Annotated in this window: 20 protein-coding genes; 1 reads left to right on the top strand and 19 read right to left on the bottom strand. The window is 65.5% G+C overall.

Annotation, left to right across the window (positions count from 1 at the left end):
• Nucleotides 1-38 precede the first annotated feature (38 nt).
• From SMD10_RS19615 to SMD10_RS19585, 7 genes are all read right to left on the bottom strand, one after another.
• A complete protein-coding gene (locus SMD10_RS19615) occupies nt 39-431 on the bottom strand; it encodes a response regulator (RefSeq protein WP_331687425.1) in 393 nt (130 codons plus the stop codon).
• Nucleotides 421-1,902, bottom strand: a complete 1,482-nt coding sequence (locus SMD10_RS19610) for an HWE histidine kinase domain-containing protein (RefSeq protein ID WP_331687424.1) — start codon at nt 1,900-1,902, stop codon at nt 421-423. The genes SMD10_RS19615 and SMD10_RS19610 overlap by 11 nt, the downstream gene beginning before the upstream one ends.
• 373 nt (nt 1,903-2,275) lie before the next feature.
• Nucleotides 2,276-3,925: an energy-dependent translational throttle protein EttA gene (ettA, locus tag SMD10_RS19605; protein WP_331687423.1), complete on the bottom strand. Its 1,650-nt coding sequence runs from the start codon at nt 3,923-3,925 to the stop codon at nt 2,276-2,278.
• Nucleotides 3,926-4,054: 129 nt separating this feature from the next.
• A complete protein-coding gene (locus tag SMD10_RS19600; protein ID WP_331687422.1) occupies nt 4,055-5,044 on the bottom strand; it encodes a ribonuclease T2 family protein in 990 nt (329 codons plus the stop codon).
• 41 nt (nt 5,045-5,085) lie between these two features.
• Complete coding sequence (locus SMD10_RS19595; protein WP_331687421.1) at nt 5,086-5,937, bottom strand: ABC transporter permease; 852 nt, start codon at nt 5,935-5,937, stop codon at nt 5,086-5,088.
• The gene (locus SMD10_RS19590) at nt 5,934-6,689 is read right to left on the bottom strand and encodes an ABC transporter ATP-binding protein (protein ID WP_432757279.1); all 756 of its coding nucleotides are present in this window, start codon (nt 6,687-6,689) and stop codon (nt 5,934-5,936) included. The genes SMD10_RS19595 and SMD10_RS19590 overlap by 4 nt, the downstream gene beginning before the upstream one ends.
• 99 nt (nt 6,690-6,788) lie before the next feature.
• Complete coding sequence (locus tag SMD10_RS19585) at nt 6,789-7,820, bottom strand: ABC transporter substrate-binding protein (protein WP_331687438.1); 1,032 nt, start codon at nt 7,818-7,820, stop codon at nt 6,789-6,791.
• Between the two features lie 161 nt (nt 7,821-7,981).
• On the opposite strand from SMD10_RS19585, the gene SMD10_RS19580 reads away from it, so the two are divergent.
• Nucleotides 7,982-8,947, top strand: a complete 966-nt coding sequence (locus tag SMD10_RS19580) for an alpha/beta hydrolase (protein WP_331687419.1) — start codon at nt 7,982-7,984, stop codon at nt 8,945-8,947.
• A 42-nt stretch (nt 8,948-8,989) separates the two neighbouring features.
• Here the strand turns inward: SMD10_RS19580 and SMD10_RS19575 are convergent, their stop codons facing one another.
• From SMD10_RS19575 to SMD10_RS19520, 12 genes are all read right to left on the bottom strand, one after another.
• A complete protein-coding gene (locus SMD10_RS19575) occupies nt 8,990-9,850 on the bottom strand; it encodes a COG3904 family protein (protein WP_331687418.1) in 861 nt (286 codons plus the stop codon).
• Nucleotides 9,850-11,136, bottom strand: coding sequence for a hypothetical protein (locus SMD10_RS19570; RefSeq protein ID WP_331687417.1), 1,287 nt, complete (start codon nt 11,134-11,136; stop codon nt 9,850-9,852). Before SMD10_RS19570 ends, SMD10_RS19575 begins: the two co-directional genes overlap by 1 nt.
• 293 nt (nt 11,137-11,429) lie before the next feature.
• Nucleotides 11,430-11,918 carry an iron-responsive transcriptional regulator RirA gene (gene rirA / locus SMD10_RS19565; RefSeq protein WP_331687416.1) on the bottom strand — a complete coding sequence of 163 codons (489 nt, stop codon included), beginning with the start codon at nt 11,916-11,918 and terminating at the stop codon, nt 11,430-11,432.
• A gap of 260 nt (nt 11,919-12,178) precedes the next feature.
• Nucleotides 12,179-12,682 carry a cytochrome c-type biogenesis protein gene (locus SMD10_RS19560; protein WP_432757278.1) on the bottom strand — a complete coding sequence of 168 codons (504 nt, stop codon included), beginning with the start codon at nt 12,680-12,682 and terminating at the stop codon, nt 12,179-12,181.
• Nucleotides 12,679-14,673 carry a heme lyase CcmF/NrfE family subunit gene (locus tag SMD10_RS19555; RefSeq protein ID WP_331687415.1) on the bottom strand — a complete coding sequence of 665 codons (1,995 nt, stop codon included), beginning with the start codon at nt 14,671-14,673 and terminating at the stop codon, nt 12,679-12,681. The genes SMD10_RS19560 and SMD10_RS19555 overlap by 4 nt, the downstream gene beginning before the upstream one ends.
• Entirely contained in the window at nt 14,670-15,167 is a 498-nt protein-coding gene (gene ccmE, locus SMD10_RS19550) for a cytochrome c maturation protein CcmE (protein WP_331687414.1), read from the bottom strand. The genes SMD10_RS19555 and ccmE overlap by 4 nt, the downstream gene beginning before the upstream one ends.
• Nucleotides 15,164-16,471 (bottom strand): c-type cytochrome biogenesis protein CcmI, encoded by a 1,308-nt coding sequence (gene ccmI, locus SMD10_RS19545; protein WP_331687413.1) that lies wholly within the window; start codon nt 16,469-16,471, stop codon nt 15,164-15,166. Before ccmI ends, ccmE begins: the two co-directional genes overlap by 4 nt.
• A 149-nt stretch (nt 16,472-16,620) precedes the next feature.
• Nucleotides 16,621-17,016 (bottom strand): hypothetical protein, encoded by a 396-nt coding sequence (locus SMD10_RS19540; protein WP_331687412.1) that lies wholly within the window; start codon nt 17,014-17,016, stop codon nt 16,621-16,623.
• 85 nt (nt 17,017-17,101) lie between these two features.
• On the bottom strand, nt 17,102-18,487 hold the full coding sequence (locus SMD10_RS19535; protein ID WP_331687411.1) for an ATP-binding protein: 1,386 nt from the start codon (nt 18,485-18,487) through the stop codon (nt 17,102-17,104).
• Entirely contained in the window at nt 18,468-19,139 is a 672-nt protein-coding gene (locus tag SMD10_RS19530; protein ID WP_331687410.1) for a response regulator transcription factor, read from the bottom strand. Before SMD10_RS19530 ends, SMD10_RS19535 begins: the two co-directional genes overlap by 20 nt.
• A gap of 97 nt (nt 19,140-19,236) precedes the next feature.
• On the bottom strand, nt 19,237-19,599 hold the full coding sequence (locus SMD10_RS19525; RefSeq protein WP_331687409.1) for a hypothetical protein: 363 nt from the start codon (nt 19,597-19,599) through the stop codon (nt 19,237-19,239).
• Between the two features lie 94 nt (nt 19,600-19,693).
• On the bottom strand, nt 19,694-19,897 hold the full coding sequence (locus SMD10_RS19520) for a hypothetical protein (RefSeq protein WP_331687408.1): 204 nt from the start codon (nt 19,895-19,897) through the stop codon (nt 19,694-19,696).
• Nucleotides 19,898-19,901 lie beyond the last annotated feature (4 nt).

Genomic DNA, 19,901 nt, shown 5'->3' with positions numbered 1-19,901 from the left:
CGCGATCGTCTTGCGGCCGCTTCGCCTTTTTGGGGCCTTCAGGCTTCCGGGTCGGTTCCGGCGCGCGCCGACTCGATATAGGCGGCGAGTTGGTTGGAGGTGTAGGGCTTCTGAAGGATCCGGCAGTGCCGCCAATCGACGTCGACGCCCGAGCGTCCGTAACCCGTCGCAAAGACGATGGGCACGCCGCGGCCGCAGAGCTTTTCGGCGACCGGATAAACCCGTTCGCCGCCGAGATTGACGTCGAGCACGGCGACATCGATGTCGTGCAGCTGCTCCAGCATCTCCAGCGCCTTGTTGAGACGCATGGCCAAGCCGACGACCTCGCAGCCGAAGTCGATGAGCATGTCCTCCAGCTGCATCGCGACCAGCGCTTCGTCTTCCACCAGGAATACGCGCAGCCCGGCCAGAGGCAGAGTTTCAGTTGGCAACAGAGTCGGCTCCCTGCTCGAGAACGAACAACGGCACTTCGACCTGGCAATTTATTCCGTCGGGCTGGAGTTCGATAGCCAGCCGCCCGCTCAGTTCCCCTTCGACGATGCGAGCCAGCATCATCGCACCGAAGCCGCCCTTCAAGGACTTCGGCTTCTTCGGCGCACCTGTCTCGATCCAGCGGAGCGCCAAGATGTCTCCTGTCTCGTCGGGAAACTGCGTCCACTCGACCAGCAACTCGCCGTCGTCGGACGCGAACGCGCCGTACTTGGCCGCGTTGGTCGCCAGTTCATGAAACACCATGGCCAAGGCGATCGCGGCCTTGGGATTGAGGTCGATCTCCGGACCATTGAGATCGAACCGGTCAGCGGCGAAGACCGAGAGCTCCTGTTCCAGAAGCTGCGTCAGCTCGGCCGCCTCCCAATGGCGGCCGCTGAGCAGATTGTGGGCCCGCGACAGCGCGATGATGCGCGCCTCGAAGGCGGCCTTGGCCGTTTCGGGCGCCTTTGCGCTGCGAAAGCTCTGACGGGCGATCGCCTGGACCGTGGCCAGCGTGTTCTTCACACGATGGTTGAGCTCGTCGATCAGCAACCGCTGGCGGCGCTCGAAGCGAATGGCGTCGGTCCGGTCGGCACCTTGCAGGAGCACGCCCGAAATGTTTCCGGAATGGTCGCGAACAGGGCTGAGGGAGAGCTCCACGAAGATCTGCCGGGTCGCCTCGCCCGGCAGGCCGAGAACCAGCGGCAGGCCGAAGCTCGGCTGCGCGGCCGCAGCTTCATGGACCGCATCGAGCATCTCGATCAGGCCCTGGCCCTCGATTTCCGGCAGGACCTGCCGGATCGTCGCGTTGATCACCTCCCGATCGCCCAATAGCCGACGAAAGGAATCGTTGGCGAAGCTAAACCGGTGCTCCGGCCCCTGCGTGATCGCGATCAAACCTGGAGCTTGTTGGAACAGCCTGCGAAACTCCGCGCTTTCGATCGCCGTGGCGCGATAGGCTTCCTCGGCCTCCTGCGCCCGCTGCACCAGCTCGACCTCGCCGGAACCGAGCCGGAACGGCAGCTCCGCCGCCGCTTCCTTCAGATGAACGAGTTCGGTCACGTCGGCTGCGTTCTGCAGGACGAAGATGACGTTCTTGTCCTTGTCGAACAGCGGGCTGTGAACCACCGTCCAATAGCGCTCGACAGCCATCGGGTCCTGCTCGGACCGGCTGGGCGAGCAATAGCGCAGATAGGCGATCGAATCCTTCTGGCCGCTGGAGACGACGCGCTCGATGGAGCTGCGCAGCCGCTCCACGGCGTCCTCGTTGGGAAAGAGTCCGAGCAGATTGCAGCCCACGAGCGCGTCGCGCGGGCGCCCGACCAGCCGTTCGTAAGCTTCGTTGACCGCAACGAAATTGTTGGTCAGGTCGAGAATCATATGCGGCCCGGGGAGAGCCGCAAACAATCCTTCGAAATCGAGACGTTTCATTACGGTTGCAGCTCTTTCCGCTCGGTCCGCGCCATCGTAAAACTCCGACGCGTTATAGTACGTCTGACTTAAAAATCGCTAGGCGTTTGCAGAATGGGCCGAAGTCCCCCGGCATCCATCGGCGCGTTCCCGTCTCGCTGACTTCGGCTCCCGATATTTGCGAAAGTATCCGCTTCTTTTGCGGCGACAAGACCCGCCCGGATCGCTTCGTATGCCGCCTACCGGCTCCCTTGCAGGCGAACGCGAGCGACCGCGGGGCGCCATGAGGAGCCCCCGCAGTATCGCGGCCGGGATGGCGATACGATGACCGAAGGGGTCGTCCCGCCCAAGGACCACGATCCCCTTCGGCGGCGCCGACATGCCTTAAGCCGGATCAGCGCGTCAGCGGCTTGTAGGTCACCCGCTTCGGGTTGACCGACTCGGGGCCGAGGCGGCGGATCTTGTCGGCCTCATAGTCTTCGAAATTGCCCTCGAACCACTCGACGTGGCTATCGCCCTCGAAGGACAGGATATGGGTCGCCAGCCGATCCAGAAACATTCGGTCGTGGCTGATCACCACGGCGCAGCCGGCGAAATCCTCCAGCGCATCCTCCAGCGCCGATAGCGTCTCTGTGTCGAGATCGTTGGTCGGCTCGTCCAACAGGATGACGTTGGCGCCGGACTTCAGCATCTTGGCCAGGTGAACGCGATTGCGCTGGCCGCCGGAGAGCGTCCCGACCTTCTGCTGCTGGTCGGTCCCCTTGAAATTGAAATTTCCGACATAAGCCCTTGAATTGACGTCATACTTTCCGAGCTTGATGACGTCGACGCCGCCCGAGATCTCCTCCCAGACGTTTTTCGCGCCGTCGAGCGAATCGCGGCTCTGGTCGACATAGCCGAGATGGACCGTATCGCCGATCTTGACCGAGCCTTCGTCGGGTTGCTCCTGGCCGGTGAGCATGCGGAACAGCGTGGTCTTGCCGGCGCCGTTCGGGCCGATAATGCCGACGATGCCGCCCGCCGGCAGCTTGAACGACAGATTGTCGATCAGCACCCGGTCGCCATAGCTCTTGGTGAGGCCCTCGACCTCGATGACCTGCTGGCCCAGCCGCTCGCCCGCCGGAATGACGATGCGACCCTCGGCGGGGCGGCGCTGCTCGGAGCGCTCCACCAGCTCCTGATAGGCCTGGATACGAGCCTTCGACTTGGTCTGGCGCGCCTTGGCGCCCTGCTGAATCCACTCGCGCTCGCGGGCGATGGCCCGGGCGCGGGCGTCGTCTTCGCGGCCCTCCTGCGCCATGCGCTTGGCCTTCTTCTCGAGATAGACCGTATAGTTGCCCTCGTAGGGCATGCCGCGGCCGCGATCGAGCTCGAGGATCCAGCCGGTGACGTTGTCCAGGAAGTAGCGGTCGTGGGTGATCATCAGCACGGAGCCGGGGAACTCGCGCAGGTGCTTCTCCAGCCATGCGATGGTCTCGGCATCGAGATGGTTGGTCGGCTCGTCCAGAAGCAGCAGATCGGGCTGCGACAAGAGCAGTTGGCAGAGGGCGACGCGGCGCTTTTCACCACCCGACAGGTTTTCGACGGAGGAATCGCCGGGCGGGCAGCGCAGGGCTTCCATCGCCATCTCGACCTGGCTGTCCAGGTCCCAGAGGTTCTGGGCGTCGATGACGTCCTGGAGCTTGGCGCCTTCGTCCGCCGTCTCGTCGGAGTAGTTCATCATCAGTTCGTTGTAGCGGTCGAGAATCGCCTTCTTTTCGGCAACGCCCTCCATGACGTTCTCGAAGACCGTCTTGGTGTTGTCGAGCTGTGGCTCCTGCGGAAGATAGCCGATCTTGGCGCCTTCGGCCGCCCAGGCCTCGCCGGTGAACTCGGTATCGAGGCCGGCCATGATCTTCAGAAGCGTCGACTTACCCGAACCGTTCGGCCCCAGGATGCCGATCTTGGCGTCGGGATAGAAGGAGAGATGAATGTTCTCCAGGACCTTCTTGTTGCCGTAGGCCTTGGTCAGGCCGGACATGTGATAGATGAACTGGCGTGCCATGGAGCGCGCATCTCCAGAAATCGACAAAAGGGAGAAAGTTGAGCGCTAGGTAAGCGATAACGTCGTCATGGGCAACGCTGGAGCGCAGAAATACCGTTCAACCGGCGGAAAGACGAGACCTATCCCGGGTCACTGAAAACCCGGAGGATCGACGATTCCCGATTGGCAGTCGCTGCGCACGGCCGGCGCGGCGAGGATCAGGTCGGTCAGGTCGGAGGCCGGCGCGATCAGCCCGGAAAGCCCGATCGTCATCTCGGTGATCACCCGGCGCTTACCGTCGAGCGCGCAATCGAGACCGACGCGCGCGCCGGTGCCCCGGCCATACTCTCGGTCGAAGGCTGCGCGCACGTCGCGCAGCGTCAGCGTTTCGCCGGCACGCGTGAGGAACAGGCTGACCAGATCCGAGCGGTTCAACTGGTCGACAAGGCGGATGGCGTCGTCGAAATACTCTTCCGCGTCCGAGCCGTAGCAGCTTCCATGCCTGGCCCATTCGTGGCGATGGAGGGCGGAGCGGACGCCCGGCATCACCCGCTCCAGCCTGCTCCGTGTCTCTGCGCTCAGACGCGGCTCCGGCAACCGGCTCCAGGGCACGTCGCGCAGGCTCTCCGCCTTGCCGCAATAGTCGCCCGATTGCGGCCACAGCCCATGCAGCGAAAATCCGTTACCCGTGCCGCCCCGGGCGCATTCGGGCGCCGTGGGCTTGGTCTCGCAAAAGGCGGGCTCCCAGGTGACGGCAAGGACGTTTCGGCGCGACGGCTGCACGCCGGACGCGGCGGGCGCAGGCCGCGCATCGGACGCCGCAATGACGGTGGCCGTCCGGCCGGCGCTGCGGCTCTGCTCCTCGACGCGTCCGCAGCCGATGGCGACCCAGCGCCGCTCGGGCTCGGCCCCCGGCACGACGATGTAATAGTGGCTGGCCGGGTCGGCATTGCGTCCGACGAGGTCGTAGCGCTCTCCGGGCTCGACCGCGACGTCGCCGGGATTGGTCTCGCTACGGATCGACCGCAGCGCCGGGCAGCGCGCCTCGGCGAGAAAGCTGCCGACCATGGGAACCTGCGCCAGGGCCGACGAAGCGAGCCCGAGGAACAGGACGAATGTGAGAACGATCCTGCGTATCATGCGCCGGATTTAGTCCGTTCTCGCCGTCAGGGAAATGGGGCTCATCCCGCCATCATGTTGGAGCGATGCGCCCAGCCGGTGGAACGCTGCTCGATCCAGGCCATCACGGCGTACATGACGATGCCTTCCACGGCCAGCATGACGAGACCGGCGAACACCAGCGGCACGTTGAACTGCGACTGGGCGCCGAGCATCATGTAGCCCAGGCCGGAATTGGCGGCGATCGTCTCCGAAATCACCGAGCCGACGAAGGCGAGCGTGATGGCCACCTTCAGCGAGCCGAAGAAATACGGCATCGAGCGCGGGATGCCGACCTTCGTCATGATGTCCCATTTGGAGGCGCCGAGCGCACGCAGCACGTCCTCCATCTCCGGCTCGATGGTGGCGAGGCCGGTCGCGACGTTCACCACGATCGGGAAGAAGGCGATGAGAAACGCCGTCAGGATCGCCGGGATCGTGCCGATGCCGAACCAGATCACCAGGATCGGCACCACCGCCACCTTGGGGATCGAGTTGAAGCCGATCATGAGCGGATAGAGCCCAGCATAGATCGAGCGCGACCAGCCGACGAGGAGACCGAGCGCCAGGCCGAAGACGACCGCCAGCGCGAAGCCCGCCACGGTAGTGAACAGCGTCTGCAGCGAATTGGTCCAAATCGCCGTCCAGTACTGGAAGATCGCATCCACGATGACGGTCGGCGCCGGCAGCACGTAGACGGGAACCCGGAAGCCGCGCGCGATCAATTCCCAGAGCAGGAACAGGGCGATCGTATAGACCCAGGGGGCGGCCTTGATCCAATCGATGCGCGGACCGGCCGTTTCGGCCGGGGCGATCGGCCCGACCTCGGTGACGACGGCGTCGCGGACGGTCTCGGGAGCGGGCGTGTCGGTCATGCAGCCTCCCTCGCCTCGGCGATTTCGGCGCGCAGCTCGTGGACGAGATCGACGAAACCGCGCTCGTACATCAGGTCGAGATCACGCGGTCGGGCGAAGGGCACGCGCTTTTCGATCTTCACCATGCCGGGACGCGCCGTCATGACGAAGATCCGATCGGCCAGAAAGGCGGCCTCGCGCAGATCGTGCGTGACCAGGATCACCGTGATCTTCTGCGCCTGGTGCAGATCGCGAATGACGCACCAGAGCTCTTCACGCGTGAAGGCGTCGAGCGCGCCGAACGGTTCGTCCAGCATGATCAACTCGGGCTCGTGGATCAGCGCCCGGCACAGATTGGCGCGCTGCTGCATGCCGCCCGAGAGCTGCCAGGGATACTTTTCGCCAAAACCCGCCAGCCCGACCGTCTTCAACAGCGCTTCGGCCTTGGCGACATATTCGTCGCGATTCTGGCGCAGGCGACGGCGATGCGGCTGCACGATCTCCAGAGGCAAAAGCACGTTGTCGAGCGTCGTGCGCCACGGCAGAAGCGTCGGGTTCTGAAACGCCATGCCGACGATCGAGACGGGTTCCTCGACGTATTTACCGGCCACAAGAACGGTCCCGTCCTGCGGGCGGTGAAGCCCCGTGACGAGCTTCATCAAGGTCGACTTGCCGCAACCGGACGGCCCCACCACGGCGGCGAACTCGCCGCGCTCGACGTTGAGCGAAAGGTCCTTAACCGCCAGCGTCCCGCCGGCTCCGCCATAGGTCATGGCAACTTTATCGAGGGCAACCAAGGTCATCGATCGTTCCAAAAACAGGGCCGCCGCGCGCACGAGGCACCACGGCGGCCAGCCAATTCGACAGAGCGGCTACTGGAGCATCCGTTCTTCCTTGGGCGGCAGATAGGAATCGTCGAAAACGCGATCGACCGAGGGCGGGTTCTTCAGACCCATCGAGGTCTTCAACAGGTCGATCGACTTCGCCATGCGCTCCTCGTCGATGCCGCCGAAGCCGTTTTCCTTGACCCAATCGGTGGCGATGTGCAGCTCGTTCGCCATCTCAAGACGCCCGATCTCGGTCTCCTTGGTCAGGATGTTGTTGGCTTTCATGACCGCCTCGACGCCCTCTTCGGGATTGGCCAGCGCGTCCTTGAAGCCGTGCACGATCGCCGCGAGCACACTCTTCACCGCATCCGGGTTTGCCTCGGCCCATTCGGTGTTGACCATGATGGCGTTACCGTAGAGGTCGAGCCCGTGATCGGCCATCAGCATGGTGACGATGTTGTCTTCCGGAATGCCCTGGGCCTTGAGGTTGACGGCGGAGGTAAAGGAGAAGCCGAAGACGGCATCGACGTCACCCTGGGCCAGCATCGGTTCGCGCAGCGGGAAGCCGACGTTTTCGATCTTCACCGTCGAGGTGTCGATGTCGTTCAGCTTGGCGAAGACCGGCCACTGGGCGTAGGCGGAATCGGGCGGAGGAGCCCCGAGCGTCTTGCCCTCCAGCGACTTCGGATCGTCGGTGATGCCCTTGTCGGCACGGCCGACCACCGCGAAGGCCGGCTTGTTGTAGACCATCATCACGGCCTCGATGGGCTCGTCCGGATTTTCGTCGAGGAACTTGATCAGCGCGTTGATGTCGCCGAACCCCATGTTGTAGGTGCCGGTCGTAATGCGCGGGATCGCCTCCAGAGAGCCGTTGCCCGTGTCGATCGTGACGTCGACGCCGTTCTCTTCGAAATACCCCTTGTCCTTGGCCAGCAGGAACCCCGCCGACGGCCCCTCGAAGCGAAAGTCGAGAGTGAATTTGACGGGGGTCAGCTCCTGGGCCCGCCCATGGAGCGGCGCAGCGATCGACAGGGTTGCAGCAAGGGCAAAACTCAGCGCCGCGGCGCGCCGGGACATCGGCATTCAACTCTCCTTCGACAAGATCCAACCAATCGATCCTGGCGGCTGCGAAACCGCCGCGCAAGACATTTTTGGGGCAGAATTGTCGCACGATTAAATATTACGCAAACTGCCTTTGGATTGATCAGAGTTGAACTTCGACCACGACGTGACGTTGAATGAAATCCACTCCAGCCATCCGGGCCGCGACCGTGTTCGACGACATCCAAACTCTCGATAGTCCCAGCGGTGCCGCGCTCGCCGTCCGCCTTTGCCGGCCCAGCGGAATGGTGCGCGCGGTCGTCATCGTCAGCCACGGCCTGAGCGAACATTCCGGGCGTTATGCCGCCTTCGCGGAGCGTTTGGCCGAGGACGGATTGGCGACGCTCGCCTACGACCATCGCGGCCACGGCTCCACGACGGCTCCGGATGCGCCGCTGCGCCGCTTCGCCCGTCGCAACGGCCCCTCGAAGCTGTTGACCGATCTGTCGGCCGTGCGCGCCCATGCGGGCGATTTATTCGCCGGAGCGCCGGCCATTCTGTTTGGCCACTCCCTCGGTGGGCTGATCGCGCTGGCCTATGCCATTCGCCACGGCACCGACCTGGCCGGCGTCGCGGCCTGGAACACCGGCGTCGTTTCCGGCGCGAGCCTCGCCGTGGGGCAATGGTCCCTGAAGACGGAAAGGGCCTTGAAGGGGTCGGACGTGGCGAGCCGCGTCATGGCTCGCGCGACCTTCGAGGCCTGGGCGCAAAGCATCAAGGGGCGCCGCACCGAATTCGACTGGCTGTCGCACGACCCCGAAATTGTCGACGCCTATGTCGCCGATCCCTTGTGCGGCTGGTCACCGACGATTTCGATGTGGGAGGACGTGCTGGCGCTGAATGCGGCGGTGGCGACCGGGCTGCCGTCTTTGCCGGCCGACTTGCCCGTGCACCTATTGGGCGGGACCGGCGATCCCGTCACCAAGGCCGGGCGAGACGTCGAGGCCTTGAGCGATCGGCTGTGGCGTGCGGGCTCGCGACAGACGACGATGCGCCTCATTCGCGACGCTCGGCATGAGGCGTTGAACGAGCCCTCGACCTATCGCGAACCGGCCTTCGACGCGTTTCTCGCCTGGCTTAAGGAAATCTGCCTGACGGATTGAGGACGGCCGTCCGGACGGTGGCGGAACTGGGAGTGAGCCTGTTCAGGCAGCCGGAGCCGCCTTGCCTCCGGCGCCGTCGGTGACCAGCCCGTAGTCGTGCAGTTCGTCTTCGGTCAGCACGTAGAGCGCCTCGGGCGGCGTCAGCATCGCCTTGATCCACAGGTCCGGTTTCACGCCCATGTCGAGCAACAGTTGCTGGCATTCGGCAATGGTGCCCTGCACCTCGGAAATCGAGCGGCCGACGTCCGGGGCCGGTTCCGCCCCGCTCGGCGACAGGGCGTAGACCTGATGGACGCCGATCCAGGAATCGGTCCCGGCCGACCGCGCCACGCCGCCGGCAAACAGCAGCGGACAGGCCGATGCGCAATAGCCGTCGTCGGGGACGACGGTATCGAGCCCCTTTTCGCGCACTAGGCGCGCCATGGCGATGGCATCCACCACCGAGCCGCCCGGCGAGTGGATATGAAGGGAGGCGACATCGTCCTGGTGATCATCGAGGAACGCGCGAAAGGCTTCCGCCGTGCCGACGTCGATCCGGCCGATCAACGTCGCCGCGCCATCCTCGGCCAGGATGAACTGCATCGGCTCGGCCATCGCCGTGCCGTCGACCGGACCGTCATAGCCCGGCAATGACGGCTCGCCGCGATCGGGCCCGACGGGAATCGTCTTCGGCAGATAGGGTCGGATCTGGTCGCCGGGCTGCGGCCGATCCAGAGGCAGCGGCTCGGTGCGCGCGATGCGCTCCTGATCGGCCTGGGCACGCGCCATGTCGCGATAGTCGAGTGCGACGATCGCCACGGCGAGGCCGAGCAGCGTATAGAACACGCCGCGCAGGATCAGCCCTTCCGGCAAGGCCTGGAACAGGCGCTCCGGGCGGCCCGGCGCGATCTCGGAACCGATCATCAGCGGACCGCCTTGGGGAATGCGGCGGGAGCCGCCGGCGCGGGCGGATCCTGCTCGACCACGACCTCGTCCTCGTCGGGCATGTCACCCTCCCGCGTCTCGGCGGCGCGTAGCTTACGCTGGATGCGCAGCGCGCGCATCAGTTCGGCTGCGCTCATGTCACCGACCTCCATTTCGTCGCCGTCCTCGCGGCGGATCACGTCCTGCACGATGCAGAGGATGAAGATCAGCACCGCCGGCAGCAGATCGATCGAGATGGCGCCCGCCCAGGACGGCAGGAAATCGCGGGCATAGCGGATCACCGCCTCGGGCGCCGACAGCGGCGTGAAGCGCAGATCCTCCACCGCCGGGCGCGCCAGGATCTCGTCGGCGGCCGAGGCCAGCGCCTGGCTCTGCGCCTGAACGGCCGCCTCGACCTTGCCGACGACCTCGGTCTGCCGGTTCTGCAGTTCGACGTCGCGACCGTCAGCGACCGGCGCGATGAAGCTCCGCCCCAGATCCTCCGCCGCTCGGCGCACGGCCGGAGCGACCGAGGTCTGTTCAAGCGAGGAGATGATGCCCGACAGCTTGACCGCTTCCTCGGCATAGGCGTTGGCGCGCTCGTCGATGGCACCCGACGAGGACACCAGCTCGCGCATCGCCGCCAGCCGCTCGCCGCCTTGCTGGAAGAGCGTGCGCACCGCCTCGCGCGAGCCTTCGATCTCGGTCTGCAGGCCCGACAACTGCGTCGACATCTGGCTCAAGAGCTGCACCACGGTGCCCGAGCCGGAGGTGCCCGTCAGCGCGCCGGACATCCGCTCCTCGTCGGCCAGCCGCGCGAAACGCTGCGAGGCGAGCTGGATATCAGGCAACAGACTCTGGGCGGCGAGCGCATTCTCGTGCGCCTCGTTGAGCTTGTCCTGATAGTCCTCGGTGGTGTTGGCGAGATGCTGTTCCAGCGCTGCCGAGCCGGCGAGCGCCGCGGCGTTCAGCCAGGACGACATGGCGATGATCATCGCTGCGCCGATCAACATCGCCAGATAGAGCATGCCGCGGCTGCCCGGCTGGCGCACGTGAGGCATGAAGCGCATCAGGTACGACCAGAAGGCGTAGATCGCCACGGACACCGCCGAGGCGTAGATCACCGCGCCGAGGAGCACGAGGGTGGCAGAGCCATCCAGCAGTTCGCGCACGCCGAGATAGGTGTAGACGCCGCTCGCCATCGCCAGGACCGCCAACGTGATCCGCGTCGTCGTGTCGAGGCGGGTCAACTGTCCCCGCAGCGTGTAGGATTGCGATGCGCTCATCCGCCCTGCCCATTGCCAGCCATCGACGACCGGAAGCTGCCGGTTGTCGTTAACGACAGATTAAGGCTTTCGACGGACTTGCACACCTCCTTCAAGACAAATGGCGTGCGACCCCCAACGAAACTTCAGAAAAGAGTTAACCGGACCGGGCTCGTGCAGGGGCCATCATCACGCAAACGTGGTCGGCTGCCGGTTTTTGCAGCCTATCGAATCCGAGTTTTTCGTGCGCCCAATCGCGCGCGATATCGGCGCGCGCGATATTGGCCGAAGACGGCCGATCGAGCAGACGACCCTCAGGCCGGAACCGCCTCCTGGGCCGAAGCATGCGGCAGATCGCCGGGGGCCTTGTCGAGCCCGAGCCGTTCGCGGACCGAGCCCTTTTCCTGCACCAGATTTTCGATCGTGTAGCTTCCAAGGACGCCCAGAAAGGCGTCCAGCGCCTCATGCAAAACCGAGTTGAGCGTGCAGCTGTCGACGAGTGGGCAGTCGGCAACGCCGGTCTCGAAGCACTCGGAGAGGTCGAAGCTCTCCTCAGTGATGGCAACCACGTCCCGCAAGGTGATCTCGCTGGCGGGTCGCGCCAGCCGGATGCCGCCCTTGCGGCCCCGCAAGGTCACCACCATACCGGCTTCCACCAGCGGCTGCAGGATCTTGAATAGGAACAAGTCGGAGACGCCGTAAGATTTCGCAATGTCCCCGACGCGGCTCAGACGACCACTGTCGTTGGCCGCACAGTACATCAGGAGCCGGATGGCATAGTTGGTGTGGCGCGTCAGTCGCATCACGCCCTCCCATCGTTCCAATTATCGATTCTATTCTAGAACGACTCGAAGATGAAAGGAACGAATGCCGAGCCCTGACCGCCGCGACCTGGCGACGCAACCTCGTTTCGCTTCCGATTGTCCCTGAGGCACTGCCGAAACGTCGTCAGATCACTCTATGGCGCCAGCACGCCCCGCCGGCCCATTGTTCTCCCTGGCTCTTTGGACGGCGCCTGATCGTTCCGCCCAACGGCCGAACCGAAACACCGCCCCCCCCCCCGCTACGAGGGTCGGCGACGGTTCATCACGTCGGCAATGGCCGCCTCTTCGTCGGCGGTCAAACCCGCGGCCGGCTTGTTGCGCGATCGGCCGCGGGCGGCGAAGACGAGAAAGACCGCACCGGCCAGGAGGATCACGATCGGCATCGACCAGAGGAGCAGCGTCTGTCCCTCGAACCGAGGCTTCAGGAGCACGAATTCGCCGTAGCGCGAGACCAGATAGTCGCGGACTTCCTCGTCGCTGTCGCCCGCCGTCAGGCGTTGACGGACCAGCACCCTCAGATCCTTGGCGAGGTCGGCATTGGAATCGTCGATCGACTGGTTCTGACACACCAGGCAACGCAGCCCTTCGGAGATCTCGCGCGCCCGCGCCTCCAGAGCCGGATCGGCGAGCATCTCGTCCGGCTGGACGGCGAAGGCCGGCGTGACAGGCGCCAAGACGCCCAGGCTTGGCGTTCCGCCCAACATAACGGCCAGAAAAAGCGCCGCAGCGAATGTCCGTCTCATGCCCGCGCCCCGGCCCCCTGCCCGGTCACCCGGCGCCGGCTGCGGGCCGGCGCGCCGATGCGCAGGCGCCGATCGGCCAGCGAGACCATGCCGCCGAAGGCCATGATGAAGGCGCCGCCCCAGATCAGCGTCACCAGCGGTTTCCACCAGACGCGCACGACGACCGCGCCGCCATTGGAATCCGCATCGCCCAGCGCGACGTAGAGCTGCGAGAAAAGTTGGGTGTGGATCGCCGATTCGGTGGTCGGCATCTGGCTGGCGTTGTAGACGCGCTTGGCCGGCTCCAGGGTGGTCACCTCCTGGCCTTCCCGCGACACCACGAAACGCCCGACCTCCTCGGTGTAGTTCGGGCCGTTGCCCGGCGTCATGCCTTGGAACTGCAGCGAATAGCCGCCGGCTTCCAATGTCTCGCCCGGTTTGACGGTGGTCACCAATTCGGTCTGAAACGCGGTCGCCGCGATGATGCCGAGCACGGTCGCGCCCAAGCCGAAATGCGCGAACATGGTGCCGAAGGCCGAGCGCGGCAGACCGATCAATCGCCGCCAGGCGACGCCCGGCGCGGCGCGCGGCAATCCCGTCCGCAAGACGATGTCGGTGAGGCTGCCGATCATCAGCCAGGCGGCCAGCCCAACGCCGAGCGCGGCGAGAACCCGCGTCCCGGACGTGACGGCGAGCGTTACGATGACGGCGAGCAACGTCAGCGCGGCGGTGGCATAAAGGCGCTGGGTCGCCGCCCAGAGATCGCCCCGCTTCCAGGCGAGCAGCGGCCCGATCGGCACCGCGATCAGGAGCGGAATCATCAACGGCCCGAAGGTGAGGTCGAAGAACGGCGCGCCGACCGAGATCTTGGCGCCGCCCAGCACCTCGAGCAGCAGCGGATAGAGCGTTCCGACCAGCACCGTCGCCGTCGCCGTCGTCAGGAACAGGTTGTTGTAGACGAGAGAGCCCTCGCGGGAGATCGGTGCGAACAGGCCGCCGGTCTCCAACGTCCCGGCGCGCGCGGCGAAGAGCGCCAGCGAGCCGCCGATGAAGGTCATCAGGATCGCCAGGATGAAGACGCCGCGCGACGGATCGGTGGCAAAGGCGTGCACCGAGGTCAGCACGCCGGAGCGCACCAGGAAGGTGCCGATCAGCGACAGCGAGAAGGTCAGGATCGCCAAGAGGATCGTCCAGATCTTCAGCGCCGACCGCTTTTCCATCACCAGCGCCGAATGGAGCAGCGCCGTGCCGGACAGCCACGGCATGAAGGAGGCGTTTTCCACCGGGTCCCAGTACCACCAGCCGCCCCAGCCGAGCTCGTAATAGGCCCAATAGGAGCCCATGGCGATGCCGACGGTCAGGCAGATCCAGGCGCCCAGCGTCCAGGGTCGGACCCAGCGGGCCCAGGCCGCGTCGATGCGCCCGTCGATCAGTGCCGCGACGGCGAACGAAAAGGCGACCGAAAAGCCGACATAGCCGAGATAGAGGCAGGGCGGATGCATCGCCAAGCCGATATCCTGCAGGATCGGGTTGAGATCCCGGCCCTCGAACGGCACCGGAGAAATGCGGGCGAACGGATTGGAGGTGATCAGGATGAACAACAGGAAGGCGACCATGATCCAGGCCTGGACCGAAAGGACGGTCGCCTTGAGGCTCTGTGGCAGGCCGCGGCCCAACACGGCGACCAGGGCGCTGAACAGGCCCAGGATGAACACCCAAAGGAGCATCGATCCTTCGTGGTTTCCCCATGCGCTGGTGAACTTGTAGAGCAGTGGCTGCTGCGAGTGCGAGTTTTCGTAGACGTTGAGGACGGAAAAGTCGGATGTGACATAGGCGGTGATCAGCACCCCGAAGGCCAACGCGATCAGCAGAAAACTGCCGATCGCGCAGCTCGTACCGGATTCCATCAGCCGCACCTCGCCAAGCCGCGCGCCGACCAGCGGCAACACCGACTGAACGAGCGCCAGACCGAGTGCCAGGATCAGTGCATAGTGGCCGGTCTCGACAATCATGAGCCGGCTCCGGCCACCTGCTGCGCAGGCTGGCTCGGTTCGGGCGCCTCGGCCTGGTCTTCCATATGGCGCCACAGACCGCGCTTCTTCAGATCGTCCTCGACCTCCTTCGGCATGTAGTTCTCGTCATGCTTGGCGAGCACGGAGTCGGCGACGAACACGTGGTTGGGACCGAGCGTACCCTCGGTCACGACGCCCTGCCCTTCGCGAAACAGGTCGGGAAGAAGACCGGTATAGGTGACCTGGACCGCTTCCACCGTATCGGTGACGCGGAAGCGGACCGTCTGTGAGGCGCCGCGCTCGACCGAGCCCTCTTCCACCAGTCCGCCCAGCCGCACCCGCTGGCCCGGCCCGGGAGCCTGGGCGACGATATCGGACGGCGACATGAAGAAGGCGATGGAATCGGACAGCGCCGAAAGCACGAGGCCGGCCGCCGCCGCCAGGACGATCAGGATACCGCCGATGGAATAGAGACGCTTCTGCTTGCGTGTCATGGTGTGTTGGTCTCCTCCGGGCTGCCCAGCCCGAGCTGACGCGCCAGCGCGGCGATTTCGGTGTGCTCTTCCGAGCCCTCCGGAAACACCTGCTCGGCGCGGTCGTAAGCCGCCTCGGCGCGCTTCGCATCGTTGAGCACGCTATAGGAACGGATCAGCCGCTTCCAGCCCTCGACGTCATTGGGCGAATCCTCCAGACGCTGGGCCAACTGCGCGACCATACCCTCGATCATCGCCTTCTGATCGTCGGGCGACAATTCGGCCGCCGCGGCCATGTCGGCGCTGGTCGGCCCTGGCGTGGCCTGGCTGTCCGGCACTGGAGCAGCCGGTTCGACGGCGCCGGATTGACCCGATGGCTCGTCCGTCGCGGCGGTCTGTTCGGGATCGGAGGGCACATCCTGCAGGGCCGTGATCGGCTGATCCCCGCCGGCCTCCATCTCCGCGGCGAGCAGGGCCTCCCGCGCCATGGAATTCCAGGGCGCGTCGGGCGGGCTGTCCTTCAGCAGGGAGCGCCACGCCGGGATGGATTCTGCGACCCTGCCCTCCTGCGCCATGTCGAGCGCCACGAAGAAGCGAGCCGGCAGGAAATCCTCGTTCTGCGCCAGAGCTCGATCGAAGGCGGCCCGTGCCTCGTCCGTCACCTCGCCGCCGGCGACTCGGGTCAGTGCCTCGCCCAGCCCCGACTCGCGCATCGCCGTGGAGCCGAGCAGGCGGATCGCGTTGCGGAAGGCGGTCACCGCGTCGGCTGGGCGGTTCAGCCGCAGATAGACTGGCGCGATCACGTCCCAGCCGCGACCGTCCTCCGGAGCCGCCTTCAGCCGCTCCTCGACATGCGCCACCAGCGACGACACGCCGGTGTCGGTCGGTGCGTCGCCGCGACGCGACGCCAACGGAACGTCCGGCATGCCGGGCGAGCCGATCATCTGATAGAGGCCGACGGTCACGACGGGAATGACGATCGCGGCGCCGATGGCAGACACCGCCGCTCCCTTCCACTGGCGCGCGTGCGACACCGTCGACTCGCGGTCCGCCCGCCGCGCCGCCTTGAGCAGCCGTCGGCCGATCTCGGCCTTGGCGGTCTCCGCCTCGTCGGAGGTGATCGTTCCGCGAGCGAGGTCGCTTTCCAGTTCCGAGAGCTGCGAACTGTAGACCTCGACATCCAGATCGGCTTGCGCAAGCGCCGCACTCGTCGTGCGTCGCAACAGCGGCCATAAGGCGATGATCGTGAAAAGCGCGGTCAGGCCTGCGGCAATGAACCAAAACAGCATGACGTCCGTGGTCTCTTGGTCCCCGATCGAAGCCAAGGACCGGCTTCGATCATTGCGCCGCCTCGTCCTGCCGGGTTCGCGCAAGGGCGAGACGCGCCGACGCCGCTCTAGCAGAAATCCTGACTACGAGGCCATGGAATTCAACGTGAGATACACCGCTTAATGTGGAACGATTATGATCTGAATCATACAACGAGCTTCCACGCACCGGCCTCGGTGCGGCAAGCGGTGCCAATCTGCTCGACGGTCTGCGAGCCCCGTGTGACCTTTTGCCTATAACCGCGACAATCCTGCGACCCGACGCGATAGAGTTGTGTCGGAATCGCCTCGCCGTGATAGCTTCCCGCTTGCCACGGCACGGCTTGGCCGGCCGGCGCGAATTCGAGCGCCTGGAATTCGGCGTCGAGCGCGCTGCGTCGCACATCCTCGGGCAGGCCGCCCCCCGGCATCTGCCCAATCAATCCGCCGCCGAGCGATGCCGCGCCAGCATCCAGCGGGCCCAGCTCCGAGCCGCTTGTCAAACAGCCGCCGAGCACACCAGTCGTCAGGACAATGAGAGCCGCATTCAGAAACTTACGCATTTACCCCTTCCGAGCATGACGTCCTTTGCCGCTTGCGCGGCCGCCCGCCGGGAGCAGAAGGCGCGTCGCCGAGCCAAATAATATCTCAGGAAACGTCCTCGCCAAGGGCTCGCGGCAAGGTAACCTTAGCGCGCAGTCCACCAAGGTCGGAGACACCGAGCGCGAAGGAGCCGCGATATTCCGCAACCGTGTCGGCGACGATCGAGAGTCCCAGTCCGCTGCCGGGACGGGCTTCGTCGAGACGGCGGCCACGTTTCATCACCTCGGCCATCTCGGTCTCGGAAAGGCCGCGGCCATTGTCGTCGACCTCGACCGTAAAGGCAGTGGCGGAGATGGCGCGGGCCGCCAGGCGGATGTCGCCCCGGCTCCATTTGGCGGCGTTTTCGAGAAGATTGCCGATGATCTCCTCGAAGTCCTGCTGTTCGCCGGCAAAGACCAGTTCGTCGGCGCCGTCCATGTCGAGTTCGACACCGAGCTCCGGATTGAGCTTGGCGACGACGCGCAGAAGCCGTTCCAGCGCCGGGCGCACCGGCGTGCGAAACGTCGTTCCCTTGCTCTGTGCCGCCACTCGCGCACGGTCGAGATGATGCTGCACCTGCACGCGCATCGCCTCGCCCTGTTCGGCGATCAGACGCCCCTTGTCCCCGCCTATGGCGCCGGCCTCGTTCATCAGAACTGCGATCGGCGTCTTCAGCGAATGCGCCAGATTGCCGACCTGCGTGCGGGCGCGCTCGATAATCCGGCGGTTGCTGTCGAGAAGCGCGTTGAGCTCGCCGGCCAGCGGGCGGATCTCGGCCGGGAACTCGCCATGAAGCCGCTCGGCCCGCCCCGTTCGGACATCCCACATCGCACGGCGGACGCGCCCCAGCGGCCGCAGGCCGAACAGGATCGCCGACGCGTTGATCAGCGTCGATCCGAAGCCAAAGATGCCGAGATAGAGGATGAGGCGCTCGTTGAACTGCTCGACGTCGGTGCCGAAGGTCGCCGTATCCCCCATCACGCGGAATCGGGCGACGTGATTGTCGTTGTCGAGCAGAACCTCCGTCTCCACGACCTGGAGCGTCGCCCCGCGGGGACCCTCGACCTGATATTGCCGGCGGTACTGTTCTCCGAAAGGCGCCTCGCCGACCGGAACGGCGGCGACCTTGGCAATGCCGAGCGATCGCGACGCCAGCCGGCCGCTGGTGTTGTCGCTGGCCGGGATCACCTCCCAATACCAGCCGGAGAGCGGCTGCAGATAGCGCAGGTCGCCGAGGTCCGGCGCGCCTTCAAGAACGCCCTGCGGCGTCGCGCCGACGCTGTTGACGAGGTTGTAGAGCTGGGCGACCAGCAGGTCCTGAAAGGCGCGGGACGCGGCTTCGCGATAGAGCGTCGAGATCAGGCCGCCGATCACGATCAGCGCGGCGACGGCCCATAAGGTGGAGAGACCGACGACCCGGCCGGTGAGCGAATCAGACGGTCTGATCCGCATTGCGTATCCTGTAGCCGAGCCCGCGGACGGTTTCGATGAGATCCACGCCGATCTTCTTGCGAAGACGGCCGACGAAGACTTCGATCGTATTGGAATCGCGATCGAAATCCTGATCGTAAAGATGTTCGATCAACTCGGTGCGCGAGACGATCTCCCCGGCATGATGCATCAGATAGGAGAGCAGCCGGTACTCGTGCGACGTGAGTTTCAGCGGCGTGCCGTCGACCGTGACCTTGGAGGCCTTGGTATCGAGCCGCAGCGGCCCGCACAGGATCTCGGAGGAGGCATGGCCGGCGGCGCGCCGGATCAGCGCCCGCACTCTCGCCAGCACTTCCTCCATATGGAAGGGCTTGGCGACATAGTCGTCCGCGCCGGCATCGATGCCGGCCACCTTGTCGCTCCAGCGGTCCCGCGCGGTAAGGATCAGCACCGGCATCGTGCGACCGTCGCGGCGCCAGCGCTCCAGCACGCTGATCCCATCCATCTCGGGCAGGCCCACATCGAGGATGACGACATCGTAGGGCTCGGTATCGCCGAGGAAATGCCCCTCCTCGCCGTCGGTGGCGCGGTCGACCACATAGCCGGCGCCGATCAGCGCTTCGCTCAGCTGGCGATTGAGATTGTGATCGTCTTCGACGACGAGGATCCGCATCCCTGTCCCCTCTACTCGGCGGCAACAGCCGTCAAACTCCGGTCCGCCTACGTTCGTTCGCTCCCGTCGGCCAGCGGCAATCCTGGTCCGCGGCCCCTCACTGCGGTACGGTGATGGTCGTCTTGCGCGGCCGTCCGCCGTCCGGACTGGGCACCAGGACCGTCACCACGCAGACCGTGCGTCCGCCCTGCTGCCGGCTTTGTACCGAAAGCACCTGGCCGCCGGTCTGAGAGCGCGCTTTGGCCGCCGCACCGGAGCAGTCGCCTTCGGCCACCAGCATCGGCCTGCCGGCCGGCGCCCGGTTTTCCATCCGAGCGTCGGGACCGTAACCGAGGATGGGATGGGCGGCCGGAGGAGGCACTTGGCGCGGCGCCGCCGCGACGGGCGCGGAGACCAGAAGGAGGGCGGCCCAGAGCGCCCAGGCCAACCCGATAGTCCTGTTTGCGAGACGGTTCGTCATGAGTGACCTGAGTTCAAACTCCTGTCTTTGTATCGCGATCTCGCTGAATGTCGAATGAACGGTGGGCGCGTCCTGGAACCGCACCCCACCGCCATCAACCGATGGTCGTGCGGGCGCTCAACCGGCCGACGATGGCAACGACCGCTCCGACAGCAGCCGCGCCGTTGGTGAGCGCCACCGTCAAGGCCTCCCCCGAAGCCGCGTCGATCTCGTGCCCGAAGAGGCCGAGAACGCACGAGCCGAGGACCACCAGCGATCCCCATATGGTCTTCGATTCATACCATTTCTTGGCGTCCATCCCT

The organism is Consotaella aegiceratis, assembly GCF_036541425.1.
Lineage (GTDB): Bacteria > Pseudomonadota > Alphaproteobacteria > Rhizobiales > Rhizobiaceae > Consotaella > Consotaella aegiceratis.
The sequence above is the reverse complement of the archived record's forward strand: the minus strand, read 5'-3'. Positions and strand labels throughout refer to the sequence as shown.

Bases quoted from the DNA above. Each gene is read 5' to 3' on its own strand.
- SMD10_RS19610 (WP_331687424.1), bottom strand. From the start codon at position 1,902: ATGAAACGTCTCGATTTCGAAGGATTGTTTGCGGCTCTCCCCGGGCCG.
- ettA (WP_331687423.1), bottom strand. From the start codon at position 3,925: ATGGCACGCCAGTTCATCTATCACATGTCCGGCCTGACCAAGGCCTAC.
- SMD10_RS19600 (WP_331687422.1), bottom strand. From the start codon at position 5,044: ATGATACGCAGGATCGTTCTCACATTCGTCCTGTTCCTCGGGCTCGCT.
- SMD10_RS19595 (WP_331687421.1), bottom strand. From the start codon at position 5,937: ATGACCGACACGCCCGCTCCCGAGACCGTCCGCGACGCCGTCGTCACC.
- SMD10_RS19590 (WP_432757279.1), bottom strand. From the start codon at position 6,689: ATGACCTATGGCGGAGCCGGCGGGACGCTGGCGGTTAAGGACCTTTCG.
- SMD10_RS19585 (WP_331687438.1), bottom strand. From the start codon at position 7,820: ATGTCCCGGCGCGCCGCGGCGCTGAGTTTTGCCCTTGCTGCAACCCTG.
- SMD10_RS19580 (WP_331687419.1), top strand. From the start codon at position 7,982: ATGAAATCCACTCCAGCCATCCGGGCCGCGACCGTGTTCGACGACATC.
- SMD10_RS19575 (WP_331687418.1), bottom strand. From the start codon at position 9,850: ATGATCGGTTCCGAGATCGCGCCGGGCCGCCCGGAGCGCCTGTTCCAG.
- SMD10_RS19570 (WP_331687417.1), bottom strand. From the start codon at position 11,136: ATGAGCGCATCGCAATCCTACACGCTGCGGGGACAGTTGACCCGCCTC.
- rirA (WP_331687416.1), bottom strand. From the start codon at position 11,918: ATGCGACTGACGCGCCACACCAACTATGCCATCCGGCTCCTGATGTAC.
- SMD10_RS19560 (WP_432757278.1), bottom strand. From the start codon at position 12,682: ATGAGACGGACATTCGCTGCGGCGCTTTTTCTGGCCGTTATGTTGGGC.
- SMD10_RS19555 (WP_331687415.1), bottom strand. From the start codon at position 14,673: ATGATTGTCGAGACCGGCCACTATGCACTGATCCTGGCACTCGGTCTG.
- ccmE (WP_331687414.1), bottom strand. From the start codon at position 15,167: ATGACACGCAAGCAGAAGCGTCTCTATTCCATCGGCGGTATCCTGATC.
- SMD10_RS19540 (WP_331687412.1), bottom strand. From the start codon at position 17,016: ATGCGTAAGTTTCTGAATGCGGCTCTCATTGTCCTGACGACTGGTGTG.
- SMD10_RS19535 (WP_331687411.1), bottom strand. From the start codon at position 18,487: ATGCGGATCAGACCGTCTGATTCGCTCACCGGCCGGGTCGTCGGTCTC.
- SMD10_RS19530 (WP_331687410.1), bottom strand. From the start codon at position 19,139: ATGCGGATCCTCGTCGTCGAAGACGATCACAATCTCAATCGCCAGCTG.
- SMD10_RS19525 (WP_331687409.1), bottom strand. From the start codon at position 19,599: ATGACGAACCGTCTCGCAAACAGGACTATCGGGTTGGCCTGGGCGCTC.
- SMD10_RS19520 (WP_331687408.1), bottom strand. From the start codon at position 19,897: ATGGACGCCAAGAAATGGTATGAATCGAAGACCATATGGGGATCGCTG.